This window comes from Kitasatospora sp. NPDC058218, assembly GCF_042882445.1.
GTDB lineage: Bacteria > Actinomycetota > Actinomycetes > Streptomycetales > Streptomycetaceae > Kitasatospora.
This window is the reverse complement of the sequence record NZ_JBHVWC010000050.1, coordinates 24,147-39,957: the sequence shown is the minus strand read 5'-3', so window position 1 is coordinate 39,957 and position 15,811 is coordinate 24,147. Positions and strand designations below refer to the sequence as shown.

General features: G+C 73.9%; 14 protein-coding genes. 8 read left to right on the top strand and 6 right to left on the bottom strand.

Annotated features, from left to right (window positions below; all coding sequences use genetic code 11):
* The first annotated feature begins 43 nt into the window (after positions 1–43).
* From ACFVYI_RS28605 to ACFVYI_RS28590, 4 genes are all read left to right on the top strand, one after another.
* Positions 44–934, top strand: a complete 891-nt coding sequence (locus ACFVYI_RS28605; RefSeq protein ID WP_387890807.1) for an alkaline phosphatase family protein — start codon at positions 44–46, stop codon at positions 932–934.
* A gap of 5 nt (positions 935–939) precedes the next feature.
* Positions 940–2,337, top strand: a complete 1,398-nt coding sequence (locus ACFVYI_RS28600) for an MFS transporter (protein ID WP_387890804.1) — start codon at positions 940–942, stop codon at positions 2,335–2,337.
* On the top strand, positions 2,334–3,371 hold the full coding sequence (locus ACFVYI_RS28595) for a TolB family protein (RefSeq protein ID WP_387890802.1): 1,038 nt from the start codon (positions 2,334–2,336) through the stop codon (positions 3,369–3,371). The genes ACFVYI_RS28600 and ACFVYI_RS28595 overlap by 4 nt, the downstream gene beginning before the upstream one ends.
* A 135-nt stretch (positions 3,372–3,506) precedes the next feature.
* On the top strand, positions 3,507–4,466 hold the full coding sequence (locus ACFVYI_RS28590; protein WP_387890800.1) for a hypothetical protein: 960 nt from the start codon (positions 3,507–3,509) through the stop codon (positions 4,464–4,466).
* A gap of 82 nt (positions 4,467–4,548) precedes the next feature.
* Here the strand turns inward: ACFVYI_RS28590 and ACFVYI_RS28585 are convergent, their stop codons facing one another.
* The gene (locus ACFVYI_RS28585; RefSeq protein ID WP_387890799.1) at positions 4,549–5,535 is read right to left on the bottom strand and encodes a hypothetical protein; all 987 of its coding nucleotides are present in this window, start codon (positions 5,533–5,535) and stop codon (positions 4,549–4,551) included.
* A 324-nt stretch (positions 5,536–5,859) separates the two neighbouring features.
* On the opposite strand from ACFVYI_RS28585, the gene ACFVYI_RS28580 reads away from it, so the two are divergent.
* Both ACFVYI_RS28580 and ACFVYI_RS28575 read left to right on the top strand, forming a co-directional pair.
* Positions 5,860–6,546: a hypothetical protein gene (locus ACFVYI_RS28580; RefSeq protein WP_387890797.1), complete on the top strand. Its 687-nt coding sequence runs from the start codon at positions 5,860–5,862 to the stop codon at positions 6,544–6,546.
* Between the two features lie 40 nt (positions 6,547–6,586).
* A complete protein-coding gene (locus tag ACFVYI_RS28575) occupies positions 6,587–7,321 on the top strand; it encodes a dienelactone hydrolase family protein (protein WP_387890794.1) in 735 nt (244 codons plus the stop codon).
* Positions 7,322–7,434: 113 nt separating this feature from the next.
* Here ACFVYI_RS28575 and ACFVYI_RS28570 read toward each other — a convergent pair whose 3' ends face one another.
* Positions 7,435–8,037: an NADPH-dependent FMN reductase gene (locus tag ACFVYI_RS28570; protein WP_387890791.1), complete on the bottom strand. Its 603-nt coding sequence runs from the start codon at positions 8,035–8,037 to the stop codon at positions 7,435–7,437.
* A 158-nt stretch (positions 8,038–8,195) separates the two neighbouring features.
* Here ACFVYI_RS28570 and ACFVYI_RS28565 point away from each other — a divergent pair, with 158 nt between their 5' ends.
* Both ACFVYI_RS28565 and ACFVYI_RS28560 read left to right on the top strand, forming a co-directional pair.
* Entirely contained in the window at positions 8,196–9,044 is an 849-nt protein-coding gene (locus ACFVYI_RS28565; protein WP_387890790.1) for a helix-turn-helix domain-containing protein, read from the top strand.
* 193 nt (positions 9,045–9,237) lie between these two features.
* Positions 9,238–10,140 (top strand): aminoglycoside phosphotransferase family protein, encoded by a 903-nt coding sequence (locus ACFVYI_RS28560; RefSeq protein WP_387890787.1) that lies wholly within the window; start codon positions 9,238–9,240, stop codon positions 10,138–10,140.
* A 156-nt stretch (positions 10,141–10,296) separates the two neighbouring features.
* Here the strand turns inward: ACFVYI_RS28560 and dacB are convergent, their stop codons facing one another.
* The 4 genes from dacB to cobO all read right to left on the bottom strand — a co-directional run bounded on the left by dacB (position 10,297) and on the right by cobO (position 15,810).
* Complete coding sequence (gene dacB, locus ACFVYI_RS28555) at positions 10,297–11,895, bottom strand: D-alanyl-D-alanine carboxypeptidase/D-alanyl-D-alanine-endopeptidase (RefSeq protein ID WP_387890785.1); 1,599 nt, start codon at positions 11,893–11,895, stop codon at positions 10,297–10,299.
* A gap of 209 nt (positions 11,896–12,104) precedes the next feature.
* A complete protein-coding gene (locus tag ACFVYI_RS28550) occupies positions 12,105–13,565 on the bottom strand; it encodes a M6 family metalloprotease domain-containing protein (RefSeq protein ID WP_387890782.1) in 1,461 nt (486 codons plus the stop codon).
* Positions 13,566–13,786: 221 nt separating this feature from the next.
* Positions 13,787–15,163, bottom strand: a complete 1,377-nt coding sequence (locus tag ACFVYI_RS28545) for a cobyrinate a,c-diamide synthase (RefSeq protein ID WP_387890779.1) — start codon at positions 15,161–15,163, stop codon at positions 13,787–13,789.
* 41 nt (positions 15,164–15,204) lie between these two features.
* Positions 15,205–15,810: a cob(I)yrinic acid a,c-diamide adenosyltransferase gene (gene cobO / locus ACFVYI_RS28540; RefSeq protein WP_387890777.1), complete on the bottom strand. Its 606-nt coding sequence runs from the start codon at positions 15,808–15,810 to the stop codon at positions 15,205–15,207.
* Position 15,811 lies beyond the last annotated feature (1 nt).

The following is a 15,811-nucleotide window of genomic DNA, read 5'->3' as shown; positions in this document are numbered from 1 at the left end:
GAGGTTCCTGCCGAACCCCGGTACCCGACGCACGGAGGACACCATGCCCTTCGCACGACTCCGCCCGAGCAGCCCCCGCCGCACCCTGACCGCGCTCGGCGCCGGGCTCGGCCTGCTCGCCGGCTCGCTCGGCCTCTGGGCGGCCACCGGCACCGCGCAGGCCGCCACCCTCCCGACGCCCGACCACGTGGTCGTCGTCGTCCTGGAGAACCACGCCTACTCGCAGGTCGTCGGCAGCTCCAGCGCGCCGTACATCAACAACACCCTCAAGGCGGGCGGCGCCACGCTGACCCAGTCGTACGGGCTCACCCACCCCAGCGAGCCCAACTACTACCAGCTGTTCTCCGGCAGCGCGCAGGGTCGCACCGACGACAGCTGCGTCCCGGTCGGCTCGCTCTCCGCCGCCAACCTGGGCTCCGAGCTGATCGCCGCCGGCAAGACCTGGGGCAGCTACAACGAGGGCCTGCCGAGCCAGGGTTCGACGACCTGCAGCAGCGGCAAGTACGCCCAGAAGCACAACCCGTGGTTCGGCTTCAACAACGTGCCGACCAACACCGCGTACACCTTCACGCAGTTCCCGACCGACTACACGACGCTGCCCAAGGTGTCCTTCGTCGTGCCGGACCTCTGCAACGACATGCACGACTGCTCGGTCTCGACCGGTGACACCTGGGTCAAGAACAAGCTCGGCGCCTACGCGACCTGGGCCAAGACCCACAACAGCATCCTGGTCGTCACCTTCGACGAGGACAACCGCCTCTCCGGCAACCGGATCCCGACCGTCTTCTACGGCGAGCACGTCACGCCGGGCTCCACCACCGCCACCACCTACAACCACTACAACGTGCTGCGCACGCTGGAGGACCTCGCCGGTCTGACCACCCACGCGGGCAACGCCGCCTCCGCCGCCACCATCACCGGCATCTGGAACTGACGCCCGTGTACGTCGCGGAATCCCGCAGCTCCAAGGCCCCCGCCCCGGCCCCCCGGCCGGGGCGGGGGCCCCTCCGGCCCGGGGGTGGCAAGGCGGGGAGGGCGGCCGCGGTGCCCGGCACCGTGCTGGCCCTGGGCACCGTCAGCCTGGTCACCGACATCTCCTCCGAGATGGTCAGCGCGGTGCTGCCGCTCTACCTGCTCACCGGGCTCGGGCTGTCCCCGCTCGGCTTCGGGCTGCTGGACGGCATCCAGAACGGGTTCAGCGCGCTGGTCCGACTGGCCGGCGGGCACCTCGCCGACCGGCGGGGCGCGGACGGCACGTCCCGGCACAAGGCCGTCGCGGTGGTCGGGTACGGCCTGTCGGCGCTCTGCAAGCCGCTGCTGCTGCTCGTCCACACCGTGCCGCTGATCGGCGCGGTCCTCGCCGTCGACCGTACGGGCAAGGGGCTGCGCACCGCGCCGAGGGACGCGATGATCTCGCTCGCCACCGAACCCGAGCACCGGGGGCGGGCGTTCGGCGTCCACCGGGCGATGGACACGGCCGGCGCGCTGATCGGGCCGCTCGCCGCCTTCCTCGTGCTCCGCCTGGCCGGTGGCCCGCTGCTCGCCGACGGCGGCGAACGGCACGGCTACGACGCGGTGTTCACCGTCAGCGCCTGCGTCGCGGTGCTGGGCGTACTGGTGCTGCTGCTCTTCGTCCCGAACCGGCAGCAGGGCGACGCCGCGCCGGCCACCGCCCCCCGACTGCGCGACGGCCTCGCCCTGCTGCGCCTGCCCGGACTGCGCCGGTTGGCGCTCTGCGCGGTGCTGCTCGGCCTGACCACCGTCAGCGACTCGTTCCTCTTCCTGCTGGTGCAGCGCCGGCTCGGCCTCGCCACCGACCTCTTCCCGCTGCTGCCGCTCGGCACCGCCGCGGCGTTCCTGCTGCTCGCCGTCCCGCTGGGCGCGCTCGCCGACCGGATCGGTCGCCGTCGGCTCTTCCTGGCCGGCCACGGCGCCCTGCTGCTGGCGTACGGGCTGCTGCTCTCGCCGCTGGGCGGGCTGCCGGCGGCGGTCTGCGTGCTGGCGCTGCACGGCGCGTTCTACGCCTCGACGGACGGCGTGCTGGCGGCCGCGGCGGCCGACGCGGTACCGGCGGAGCAGCGCGGGGCCGGGCTGGCCCTGGTCGGCACCGGGCAGGCGCTCGCCCGCTTCGGCTGCTCGCTCGCCTTCGGCGCGCTGTGGAGCGCGGTGGGCGGCACGGCCGCGCTCGGTTGGTCCGCGGCGGCGCTGGCCGGCTGTGTGCTGGCGGCCGCCTTCGTGCTCCGCGAGGCCCCCGGGACCACTGTGGGCCCCGCCTCCCCAGGCTCCGACCGCGACCCCGACCCCGACCGTGACTCCGACTCCGAGGTGCCCTCGTGACCCAACCGCTCCAAGGCCGGACCAGGGTGCTGATCCTGCTGGTCGCCGTCCTGCTGCTCGGCTCGGTCGGTACCGGCGCCGTGCTGTACGCGTCCGGCCAGTCGGCCCGCAAGGACCAGGCGCAGCCCGGTGGCCCGGTGGTCACCCCCGGCCCGGTGTCGCTCCAGCCGCCGGCCGGCGGGCGCCGGCTGGTGTTCCGCAACATGGCCTGGGGCCCGCACCGGGACGAGCTCGTCACCGTGCCGGCCGACCAGCCGGACGGCCCGCGCACCGCCTCGGGCGTGCAGTGCCTGCGCTTCTACGCGGCGGCCGGCACCGGCATCTGCCTGCAGGCCGAGCGCGGCCCGCTGCAGGACACCTACCACGCCGTCGTGCTCGACGACCGGCTGCGCGAACTGCGGTCCTTCCCCGCCGCCGGCATCCCGACCCGCTCCCGGGTCTCGCCCTCGGGCCACCTCGTGGCCTGGACGGTCTTCGTCAGCGGTGACTCCTACGCGGGGACCAACTTCTCCACCCGCACCGCGATCGTCGACGTCCGCGACTGGAACCTCCGGGACAACCTGGAGGCCTTCGCCGTGATCAAGGACGGCAAGCCGTACCAGGCGCCCGACGTCAACATCTGGGGCGTGACCTTCGCCGACGACAACGCCTTCTACGCCACCCTGGCCACCGGCGGCCAGACCTACCTCGTCCGGGGCGACCTCGCCGCCCGCACCCTCACCACGCTCCACCAGAACGTCGAGTGCCCCTCGCTCTCCCCGGACGGCACCCGCATCGCGTACAAGAAGCGTGTCCCGGGCCTGTCCGAGGACGCGCCCTGGCGGATCTACGTGCTCGACCTCGCCACCATGACCGAGACGGCCACCTCCGAGCAGCGCAGCGTCGACGACCAGGCGGTCTGGGTCGACGACGCCACCCTGCTCTACGCGCTCCCCGGCGACTTCGGGGCCGATCTGTGGACCGTCCCGGCGGACGGCGGCGGTCTGGCCGAGCGGGTGCTCGAAGCCGCGGTGGCACCGGCCTATCTGGGCTGATCGGGCTGGTTGGTCCCACTCGGAACTTCGGGCGTAGGGTCCAGGGCGAGAGTGCGAGGAGCGCGAGCGGCGCGGCCGGGCCGACCGGTGCGACCGGCGTGCGGCCACGCCGACGGGGACGGGGGAGCAGCAGCGGTGAGCGAAGCGGGGCGGCCGGGCCGGGAGCACGGGGGCGGCGGACCGTCGACCGAGCGGATGTCGAGCGACTCCTGGCCGGCCCTGCACGGGCGCCCGGTGCTGCGGCGGACGATCGCCATGGGACTGGTGCTCTTCGTGGCGGTCTCGGCGGCACTGCTGGTCCGGGGCGTCAACGCGCTCACCCTGGGGCGGGGTGCGATCGAGACCGACCGCGACCGCGCCGAGCTGCTGGCCGGCCTCCACCCGTCCCAGCACCCGGGCGCCGGGCACTACTACGTGCCGGTGGGCGCGGTGTACACGCGTACGGCGGACGGCGTGCCGGTCGCCTATCTGCACTACCGGCTCGGCGGCGGCCAGGACGTCGGGCTGGGCGACTTCCTGCGCACGTACGACCTGCCCGCCCCCGGGCCCAGTGCGCCGCTGCCGGCCGACCTGGCGGCCGCCCTGGGCGGTGACGAGCCGGCCGAGGCTCCGGAGCTCCTCGATCCGCAGAGCGTTCCGACACCGGCGCCCACCCCGGTGGGCGCCACGCCGACCTCGCCGACCCCGTCGGCCCCGTCGGCCCCGCCGACCGCGGACGCCGGGTCGCCCACCGAGCCGGCCGTCGAGGTGGCTCCGTCCCCTTCGCGTTCGTGTTCGCCGACGCCGAGCAGCCCTGCCGACGCTGCTGACGCCGCCGACCAGGACGGCCCGGCCGACCACGCCGACCAGGCCGGGCCCGCCGAATCCGCCGGTCCCGCAGAATCCGCGGGACCGACCGAGGAAGCGGCCCGGGGCGGTCTCCAGGGCGGCGCCCGGGCCGAGGACGAACCCCCCGCGCCCACCCCGACCCCCGCGGTCACGCCGACTCCGACCCCGGAGCCCACCCGCTCCACCTCGGGCCGGCGCATCTACGTCGCCGCCACCTCCGGCGGCCTCCCCGGCGCCGCGGACATCTACGTCCGCGCCACCGGCTGACGTCACCGGTCGAGAGGCGCCCGCCGGTCGAGACGTACCCGCCGCTCGCGCCCGCCCGCCGCAGCCGGGGGCGGCCCGCAGCTCACCGGGCGGGCGCGGCGGAGGATTCCCCCTCCAGCGTCAGCGACAGGCCGTCGTTCGCGACGTCCTGGGCGGCGACGGACCGGAACGTCCAGGCGCTGTCCGTCACGTAGGCCTGCTGGTACCGCTCGGCGGGCGCGGTCACCTTGAAGACGTACCCGTCCGCGGCCCCGGCCTTCCACGTTGCGGGGAGCGGGATCCGGACGATCCTGCCCTGCGAGGAGACCAGCAGGTCGGCGCGGAACGTACAGGACCTGGTCCGGCTCTCGAAGGTCACGACGAACTGGCGCGCGTCGCCCTTGTCGAGGGCGACATTGCGGGTGAACGGGCCCCCGAGGCGCTGCGGCGGCGACCCGTCGCCGGCCTGTGCGGACTCCACGTTGCGGGCGATCGGTTTCTGCGCGTCCAGGTCGAACCCGATCTCGGTCGGGGGCGCCTCGTCACCGCCGTCCCCGATCCCCGGGGCGCGGAAGGCGGTGCCGGCCAGCGGGGCCTGACAGCTGAGCTCGCGCAGTTCCGCGCCCTGGACGAGCACCGTGGTCCTGTGCCGGCTCTCCACGGTCACGGCCGTGCCCGTCATCCCGACGGCGGCGGTGCGGGTCTCGAACCATTCGAAGATCTCGCCGCCGTTCACGGGGAACGCCGTTCCGTCGGCGGACCGGTCCGCACTGCCGTTCGCGTACCAGGGCGCCCCGTACCAGGCGCCGCCGGGGGAGACGAGGAGCGGGAGCCCCTTCTCCTTCTCCTCGTCCTCCTGCCGGTCCTTCCACTCGGCGGCGTCCTTGCGCAGGCCGGACTCCGTCGTGCGGTGGCTGTCGTAGAAGGCGAACCAGCCGATCACGCCGCCCACCACGGTGACGACGGTCACGGCGAGGGCGACGATCCTGCCCGCCCGGCCCGGTGTCTGCGCCGGCGGGGCTGCCGGCGGCGGGGGATCGGCGGGCGCCGCTCCGCCGGCGGCGGGCTCGGGGCCCGACTGCCGGGGCACGGCGTTCGACCCTGATGAGGGCGACCCTGATGAGGGCGGCGGTGGTGAGGGTGGCGTCGCCGCCGTGTTCGCCGCCCCGGCGTCCGTCTGCGGTGTCGACGGATCGGCGCCCATGCGTTCTCCTGGCCTGTTTGGTTCGTTCAAGTCCCTTGCATGGTAGTGGAGTTGGCATTCGATCCGGTGATCGATCAGAGGCCTGGAGTTCGATCTCCGCCGGTCGGAGCCGCGTCGAAACTCGCGCGACAGCCCGGTGCGAGGTGCGGTACGACTGGCGGAACATCGGATGAGGCGAGAGCGGGCACACGTACACATGCGGGCGGCGCGGTGAAGTTGCGAACCACGGTCCAGCAGGTCCGGCTCGGCGGGGCGGAGTACCGGGTGGTCACCGCCGCCCCGCAGGCCCCCGGCGTGGTGCTCCACGACGGCCAGTGGTCGCTGCAGATGGTCGTCGACCGCCCGGGAGCCGTCTACCTGGCGGCCGCCTGGGCCCTGGCCGCCCGCTCCCCGCGCTCGTTGATCCACCTGCCGCTGCGCGCCGACGCCGGCCCCGTCGGCCCCACCGAGCCCGACCGGCTGGACCTCGTGCTCCTCCACCACAGCCTGGCCTTCCCGCCCTCCCGCTGGAAGGCGGTCCGCCGACGACTGGGCGCGGGCCGGCCGCACACCGCGGACATCCCCGACAGCGACTTCCCGGCCGAGGACGACATCGACCACGTCCGGCGCGGGTTCGCCGGCTGGCGGGACGAACTGCGCTTCGCCGGTGCCGCCCGCACCCTCTTCCTCACCGGCAGCGCCACCGCCTTCCGCTGGACCGGCTCCTGGGTCCGCTCGCTGAGCACCGAGGGGCCCGCCGCCCTGCGGCGCCACCCGCGGAGCGCCCACTACTGCGTCACGCTGCGCCACGAGAGCACGAGTCCGAGCCGGACGTCGAAGGGCGTACCGGGTCTCCTGCACATCGAGTACGCCGAAGGACATGTCGCAGGTGGAGGTGCGGCTCGCGGTGCGGGCTAGGATTCCTCCGCACCTTTTCGCAAGCAACACGGGGGAACTGATGTCAGGTCAGTGGGAGACGCTCGGCGAGTCGGGCGGCATCGAGGCCCACGTCCACCGCCCGCAGGAGGGCGAGACCCGCGGCGCGGTCGTCGTCTGCTCCGAGCTGTACGGCGTGAACGGCTACGTCCGCGACACCTGCGCCGAGCTGGCGGCGGCCGGGTACGTCGCCGTCGCACCCGACTACTACTGGCGCAACGCCCGGCGCACCGAGCTCGGTTACACGGCGGAGGAGCGCGAGGCCGGCCTGGTGCTGATGCGCGCGCTCGACCGCGACGAGCTGGTCGCGGACGCGGCGGCCGCCCTCGCGACCGCCCGCGCCGAGGCCGGCGGCCGGGGTGTCGCCTTCCTGGGGCTCAGCATGGGCGGGCACATCGCGGTGCGCGCGGCCACCGAACTGCGCTTCGAACTCGCCGCCGTCTTCTACCCCGGCTGGCTCCTCAACAGCGGCTTCCCGCTGGTCGGCCCGGTCCCGCCGCTGGAGACGAGTGAGCGGATCGCCGCCAACGGCGTGTTCCTGCTGGGCTTCCGGGGCGAACTGGACCACATCATCCCCGCCGGGGAGTGGGAGCAGGCCGGCGAGCGCCTCACCGCGGCCAAGGTCTCGCACGACCTCGTCACCTACCCGGCCGCCAACCACGGCTTCGCCTGCTCCGACCGCCCCGCCGACTACGACCCCGAAGCCGGCGCGGACGCCTGGCGCCGGGTGTACTCGGCGCTGCAGACGTACCTGTAGGCGGGCCTGCGGGGGTGGCACATGCGGGTCCGTACCCGGAAGGGCCCCGACGCCGATCCGTCGGGGCCCTCTCCCTCCCCGGAGCCGCGAGGATCACCGTCGGGGCGCCGGTACTAGCTCGCGACGTAGGGCCGGTCGCGGCGGGCGTCGTGGAGGACGGACGCCCACCAGAGAAGCTGGTCGAGCATCGTCTTGGCGGCGCCCTCGGGGGCCTGCGGCGCGTGCAGGGTGCCGTCGGCGGCGAATAGCTCGTAGTAGCGCGGGAACGAGACGTAGTCGCGGACGGTGTGGGCCTGCAACTCGTTGAACACCTGCCGCAGTTGCTCGATGGCGAGGAGCCCGCCGCTTCCCCCGCTGTATCCGACGAAGCCGATCGGCTTGGCCCGCCACTCGGTGTAGTGCCAGTCGATGGCGGCCTTCAGCGAGGCCGGGAAGCTGCGGTTGTAGTCGGGCGTCACCACGACGACCGCGTCGGCCGCGCCGAGGCGCCGGGTCAGCTCGGCCATGCCGGCGGGGCGGGGCAGGTCGGGCTGCAGCGCGGGCGACACCGGCGGCAGGGCGAGCGGGAGGTCGAGGTCCGCGAGGTCGACCAGGTCCACCGTGAAGAGGCCGTGCCGCCGGGCCTGTTCGACGAACCAGTTCGCGACCACCGGGCCGAACCGGCCCTCCCGGACGCTTCCGAGGACGACGACGAGATTGAGCTGCTCACTGGACATTGCGGTACTCCTGGCCTGGACCGAAGCGGTGGGGTGGGCGACCCCGGTGGGGCCGTGCCCCCAACGCTGCCGGGCCGCGAGCGCGGGAGGGAGGCCGGGCCGAGGCTGGTAGTGGCAGGGCCACGATCCGGTCGGGCGGGGGCTGTTAGGTTCGGCGGGTGAGCGACAACGAGCTGGGCCTGTTCCTGCGCCTGCGCCGGGAGGCCGTCACGCCCGGGGAGGCGGGGCTGCCGGTGAGTGCGCGCCGCCGTACGCCGGGGCTGCGCCGGGCGGAGCTGGCGACCCTCGCCGGGGTCAGCGTCGAGTACGTGACCCGGCTCGAACAGGGCCGGGACCGCCGGCCGTCCGCCGAGGTGCTCGCCGCGCTGGCCGGCGCCCTGCGGCTGACCACGGCGGAGCGGGTCCATCTGCACCGGCTCGCCAAGGGGGCGGGCGGGGGCTTCAGTTGTACGGGTGGCGCGCAGCCGAACCGGACCGTGCGACCGACCGTGCAGGCGCTGCTCGACCGGCTCGAACCCGCGCCCGCCGTGCTGCTCAACCGGCTGAGCGAAGTCCTCGCCTGTACGGACGGCTACCGCCGGGTGGCCGGGCCGATCGGGCTGCTGGACGGTGCCTGGCCGAGTCTGGCGCGGTTCGTGTTCACCGACCCGAGGGCACGGACGGCCTACCCGGACTGGGACGGTGTCGCCGACGAGCAGGTGGCCGCGCTGAAGCAGGGCCCAGGTCGGGCGGACCTCCATGTCGGGGCGGCGATGGATGAGTTGACCGTCGCCTCCGGGGTGGAGTTCGCCGGGCGGCTGGACCGGCTGCCGGGGCTGCCGAGGGCGAGCGGGGTGGTCCGGCTGGTCCACCCGGAGGTCGGGGAGCTGCGGCTGGCCTACGAGACGCTGGACCTGCCCGCGGACGACGACCAGCGCCTGCTCGTCCACCTCCCCGCCGACGAGGCGACGTCCGCCGCGCTCGACCGCCTCACCGGCCGCCGCCCGGGCGCGCTGCGGGCGGTGTAGCGGCGCTCCGTTCTTCGGAGGGAATGAAGCTGACGACCCGTCCGGTACCGGTTCGGCCGCCCGAAAAGCCTTGGCGCCGGTCCGACACGGGCGCATAGGCTCCCTCCCCGGCGTGCGGCGCGGCCTGCGCGCACGGCCGAGCCCGTTCCACGCATGCCCGTTCCACGCACCCCGTTCCCTGCAGAGGAGATCCGTGTCCGGCACGAAGATGCATGCCGATGAGGTCGACATCGAGGAGGTGCTCGTCGCCCGGCTGGTGGCCGCGCAGTTCCCGCAGTGGGCGGGGCTCCCCCTGGTGAAGGTCCGTTCCGCCGGGACGGACAACGCCATGTACCGGCTGGGCGCCGACCTGACCGTGCGGCTGCCGCGCATTCCCGGCGCCGCCGGGGACATCGCGAAGGAGAGCCGCTGGCTGCCGTACCTCGCGCCGCGCCTGCCGCTGACCGTGCCGGCGCCGGTGGGGCAGGGGGTGCCCGGCGAGGGCTTCCCGTTCCCGTGGGCGGTGTACCACTGGCTGGACGGCGACAACCTCTTCGACGAGCCCCTGGCCGAGCAGCACGGGGCGGCCGCCGCGCTGGGCGGCTTCGTCACGGCCCTGCAGCGGATCGATGCCACCGACGCACCGCCCTCCTACCGGGGAGGGTGGGTCGGCACCCGCGACGACGAGGTCCGGGCCGCGATCCGGGGCCTGGGCGCGGACGGTGCGGTGGACGAGGCCGCCGCGACGGCCGCCTGGGAGGGCGTGCTCCGGCTGCCGCGGTGGGAGGGTGCGCCGGTCTGGCTGCACGGGGACCTGCTGCCGGGCAACCTGCTGGCGCGGGAGGGCCGGCTCAGCGCGGTGATCGACTTCGGCGTGTCGGGCGTCGGCGACCCCGCGTGCGACGTGATGGCCGCCTGGACGCTGTTCTCCGCCGGGGCGCGCGAGGTGTTCCGCGAGGAGGTCCGGGTGGACGATGCGACCTGGGCCCGGGGGCGCGGCTGGGCACTGTGCTTCGGGCTGACCGCCGAGCACCACTACCGGGTGACGAACCCGGTGCTGGCGACCGTCGGCCGCCGCGCGGTGGCCGAAGCGCTCGCCGACCTCCGCAGCGCCTGACCGACCTCCGCAGCGTCTGACCGGCCGGCACGGCGCCTGGCCCGCCGGCGCAAGGGCCGGACGCGACGGAGCCCCGACCCGCCGGCACGGAGCAGGCGGTCGGGGCTCCCGTCGTACGCCGCCCCGGCTCCGGGGCGGCGTACCGGGGGGGGACGGTCAGGAGTGGTTCCGGGCCTCCGCCTGCTCCTGGAGCAGCCCGGCGATCCGGGCCAGGTCGTTGCCGATCTGGATGACGCCTTCGATGTCCGGGGCGGACGCGCCGTTCACGGCCAGGTAGAAGGTGTGCAGCCGCCCGTGGCCCGCGTCGAGGTAGCCGCCGATGGTGTCCGCGCCCACGGCCACCCGCTGGTTGACGGCGTCGAACCCGGCGACGGTGCCCGTCTTGGCCCACACCTTCCCCTTGCCCGGGCAGGTGGGACACCCCTCGCAGACGAAGGCCAGCAGGCCGTCGACACCGAGGATCGGCTGCGCGTCGCGGAACCGGGTCGCCTCCGAGGTGCCCTGCCAGTAGTGCAGGATCTGGTTCTCCACCCGGGGGGTGACCCGGTCGACCGGGTTCCCGCCGCGGCCGTCGAGCAGCTGCACCTGCGAGGGGTCGATGCCGGCCTGGCGCAGGAAGTCGGTGAGCACCGGGAACCCGTCGGCGCACTGGTGGCTGCCGGCCGTGACGGCCATCAGACAGATCCCGAGGTTCGCCCCGAGGTTGTGGCTGACCTTCAGGATCAGCTTCGCGTACTGGGCGTACACCGGGGAGACGTACGCGGCGACGCGCTGCGTGCCGTCGTAGGAGGCGGGCACCAGGTGGTCCGGGTTCGGCCCGGTCGGCGGGGCGGTGACGGTGACGCCCGCCCGGGCGAGGGCCTCGATCAGGGCCGTGCGCCCGAACGCCGCCGGGTCCTGGACGGCGGAGATCCGCAGCGTCGGCTGGGCGTCGGCCGCGATCGTGCCCGAGAGGCTGATCCGGGTGCCGTCCGGCGAGGCCGAGACCGCGATGTCGGTCGGGCCGCCCGCCGCGACCGTCTGCACGGTCGACTCCACCTGGTAGGGCGCGACCTGCGGCCGCCAGCTGAGCTGCGCCGGCTGCCCGGGGGTGGTGGCGGTGGACAGCAGGTCGATGACGTTGTCGTTGATGATGAGCGGGGTCGGGCTCGGGTCCAGTTCGGGGAAGGACGTGAAGAGCCGGGAGTCGACGGCGACGTCCCCCCGGACTTCGGTGATGCCCGAGTCTCGGACCTGGCCGGCGATCTCGTCGAGGCCGGCGAGCGGGTTCTCGGGGGTGAGCGTCGCCCCCGGGACGTCGTTGGCGTAGGTGTGGTCGATCGGGGTGTAGGCGACGGATCCGTCCGGCTTCGTGCGCCCGCCCATGGTGAGGTCGCCCTGGGCGACCACGACCAGCGAGCCGTCCAGGGCGCTGCCGTCGCGGTCGCCGACGGCCTGCACGGGGGTGGTGAAGCGGTGGTCGCCGCCGAGTGCGTGCCAGGTGGCCGACACGCTGACCAGCTTGGCGGTCGAACCGGGGATGAAGAACTGGTCGGGGAACTGCGAGTGGATGACCTCGCCGGTCTCGTCGTCGATCTCCAGCAGGCCCCACTGGGCGTACTGGTAGGCGGGCTTGGCCATGATCGCGGTGATGTCGGGGCTGAGGCCGTCGCCGCCCCGGGGGGTCGCGCCCGCCACGCCGGCCGAGACGACGGTGGCCACCGCCGTGGTGACGGCGGTGGCCCAGGTACGCCAGTGTCGAGGGGTCGATCTCATGAACCCACCTACTCCCGGCCGGGTGCCGGCCGTCATGACGGATGGTCAGTACAGGCAGACATACCGTCCTGCGGCGGGCCGCCGAACGTCGCGGCGCACTCTTCACCCGCATGCCCCGGGGCGCCGGGTCCGGCCGCACCGCGACCACCGGCGCGGCCGGGCGACGCGGCGGGCAGGGTGTCCACGCCCGGAGGGCGGGCCCGGGAGGTTCACGCGATGGTGACGCTCACCTCCATCCGGTCGGCCCCAGGCGTCCCTCCGACGTCGATGGTGACGCCGCTCCAGGTGCCGTCGGGTTCGTTCAGCGCCGGCTTGGTGTGCTCGCCGATGATGCTGCTGCCGGCGATCGGGTAGAGGTCGTCCTCGTCGCCGCGGTTGCCGGTGCCGAAGATCTTCGCCAGGTCGCGCCGGCCGTCGGCCTGCAGGAGCTCGATGGCGAGGTGGCGTTCGTCGTTGACGTTGTCGATGGCCTCGTCCACGACGTAGACGGCTACGCCCTGGGAGGGCAGGAACTCGTCCTGGCCGCTCTGGCGACGGTACTCGACGATGAGGTACTGGGTCTGCGTCATCCGCGGGCTGCGGATGAACAGCATGTCGCCGCCCTCGGCGACGGGGCGCAGGGAGATGTCCTTGGTGGTGCTGACGACCTCCTGGGGCGTGGTCCAGCCGTGGAACATCCGCAGCATGCCGTTCGGGTAGGTCGGGGTGTCACCCGAGTTGCCCCAGGAGCCGGCCGCCATCAGGCAGTAGTTACCGAGGCCGTTGGAGGCGGTCGACTCGATGTCCCCGGTGTCGTAGAAGTCGGCCCAGCGGGCGGCCAGATGGCCCCACTCGTGGGCGCAGACGCCGACCTTGCAGTCCTCGGGGACGGTCAGGAAGGTCTGCACCCGCAGGTTCGGCGCCACCTCGATGCCGGCCTGGCCGGGCGGGTTCCACTTGGCGCTCCACAGGTTGGCGGCCTGCTGGGATTCCGGGAGCGCCTCGGCCCCGGAGCCCGCGTGGACGATGAACAGCGCGGTGACCAGGCCCTCGCCGAGGGCGTCGAAGCCCTTGGTGAAGTCGATGCCCTCCTTGCGCGCGATGTCCAGGGTGTCGGCGGCCATGCCCTGCTCGTTGTGGGGCGGCAGGCCCTGGCCGGACTGGTTGTCGGCGTAGAAGGAGAGCGGGTGCGGCAGGCGGAACCAGCCGTGCACCTCGCCCTGGATGTCGATGCCGAGCGAGTTCGGGTCGGCGGGGTCGAAGCCGCTGATCCGGCGGTAGTAGTCGCGCATCGAGCCGGTGGCGAAGGTGCCCGAACTGAACAGGAGCTGCTCGAAGTGGTCGGTGGTGTGGTCGGGGTCGTGCGGGTGGTCGGGGAAGTCGACCAGGAGCACCAGGGTGCGGACCACTTTCCTGAGCTTCTTGAACGGATGGGTGATCAGCTGGGCGCCGGAGCGGGGGCCGGGGCGGACGGCTCCGTCGTCGAGGCCGATGACGTTCTCGCCACGGCGCCGGGCGCGCCAGACGTAGTAGTACTGCGCGAAGGTGATGCTCTTCGGCAGCCGTCCGGTTTCGATCAGTTCCTCGTAGCGGGCGTGGACACTGGCGAGCGCGTCCGGTGACATGGGCACCGGGCACGGATGGTCGTCGTCGACAGGATGATGGCGCAGCGGGGTTAAGATATGACGCATCGTGACGGCTCCTTTGAGCCAGCTCACTCCGCGGGGAGGTTGGCGACCCCGTCGAGTGGGCGGTCGCCGGCAATCGGTCGGTTCGCCCAGGGGCGTCGGGGCGCCTGAAGGCGGTCGGGTCTGGCCGGTACCGGTTGCGAAAGAGGGGATTTGCGGCTATCTGTCCCTATTCTGACGCCCCGGATACCGTGAGCACCAGACCCGGAGGCCCGTCGGTTGGCTCAGCCCGCGCGGTGCGCGGCCGCGGCCGCCGCGAACGAGGCGGCGAGCTGCGGTGATCCTCCCCAGTGCAGGTGCAGATACGAAGCGTGAACGTTGCCGAGCGTGCCGCCGGTGAAACCCTCGGTGCGCGGTCCGGTCGGCAACCGCCAGCCCCAGGCGGGCCGTTCCCCCGCCGCGGGCTCGCAGACCGTGCGGTGGAACTCGTGCCCGCGCACCCGGGTGCCGGTCGGCGCCAGCGGCGAGTCGGTCAGCGCGACCGCCTCCCGGTACCCGAGGGTCAGCCGCTCGGTCATCCGGGCCGCGGTGTCCAGCACGCCGCACATCGGCAGGCCGTCCAACTCCCGCCCGAGGTAGAGCAGCCCGGCGCACTCGGCGGCGATCGGGGCGCCCGATCCGGCGAACGCGGCGATCGCAGCGCGCAGCGTCGCGTTCGCGCTCAGCTCCCGGACGTACAACTCGGGGAAGCCGCCGCCGATCACCAGGCCGGCCGTGTCCGCCGGCAGCGCGTCGGCGTGCAGCGGGTCGAACGGCACCACCTCGGCGCCGGCCGCCGTGAGCAGTTCGGCGTTCTCGGCGTACGAGAAGGAGAACGCGGCGCCGCCGGCCACCGCGATCCGGGGCGCACCGGCCACCCGCTCGACCTCGACGGCCGGATCCCACGCCGTGGCGTCCAACGGGGGAGCGGTTCGGGCCAGCGCCAGGACGGCGTCCAGGTCCACCGAGGCGGCGACCAGCTCGCCCATGTCCGCGACGGCCCGCAGGGCCTCGGCCGAGCGCTCCACGGCCGGGATCAGGCCGAGGTGGCGGGACGGCGTGGCGACCGCCGCCGAGCGGCGCACGGCGCCCAGCACCGGCACGCCCGAGCCCTCCTCCAGCGCCTCGCGCAGCAACTGCTCGTGCCGGTCGGAGGCGACCCGGTTGAGGATCACCCCGGCGAGCCGGACCTCCGGGTCCCAGGAGGCGAAGCCGTGCACCAGCGCGGCCACCGAGCGGGACTGCGAGGAGGCGTCCACCACGAGCACCACGGGCGCCCGCAGCAGCTTGGCCACGTGCGCGGTGGACGCCAGCTCGCCGCGCCCGGAGGCGCCGTCGAACAGCCCCATCACGCCCTCGACCACCGCGACGTCCGCCCTGGCGGCGCCGTGCAGGAAGAGCGGGGCGATCCGCTCCGGCCCGCACATGAAGGCGTCCAGGTTGCGGCCCGGCCGGCCGGCGGCCAGGGCGTGGTAGCCCGGGTCGATGTAGTCCGGGCCGACCTTGTGCGGCGAGACCGCCAGGCCGCGCGCGGCGAGCGCGGCGATCAGGCCGGTGGCGACGGTGGTCTTGCCGGAACCGGAGGACGGCGCGGCGATGACGAGACGGGGGATGCTGTTCAAGGCCCTACTGCTTTCGCGGACTCATCGGACGTTGCGCGGACTCACCACTCGATGCCGCGTTGGCCCTTGCGGCCGGCGTCCATGGGGTGCTTCACCTTGGTCATCTCGGTGACGAGGTCGGCGGCCGCGGTCAGTGCCTCGGTGGCGTACCGGCCGGTGATGACGACGTGCTGGCTGCCCGGGCGGTCCTTCAGCACGGACACCACCTCGTCCACGTCGACCCAGCCCCAGTGCATCGGGTAGGTGAACTCGTCCAGCACGTAGAAGCGGTAGGTCTCGGCGGCCAGGTCGCGCTTGACCTGCTCCCAGCCCTCCTTGGCGGCCTCCTCGCTGTCCATCTCCATCTCGGTGGAGCGCTGGATCCAGGACCAGCCGGAGCCCATCTTGTGCCAGTCGACCGTGCCGCCCTCGCCGGAGGCGCCGAGCACGCGCAGCGCGTTCTCCTCGCCGACCTTCCACTTGGCGGACTTGACGAACTGGAACACGCCGATCGGCCAGCCCTGGTTCCAGGCCCGCAGCGCCATCCCGAAGGCGGCGGTGGACTTGCCCTTGCCGGGGCCGGTGTGGACGGCGGTGATCGGCTGGGTGCGGCGCTGACGGGTGGTCAGGCCGTCGGCCGGGACGCTCTCGGGGACTCCCTTGGGCATG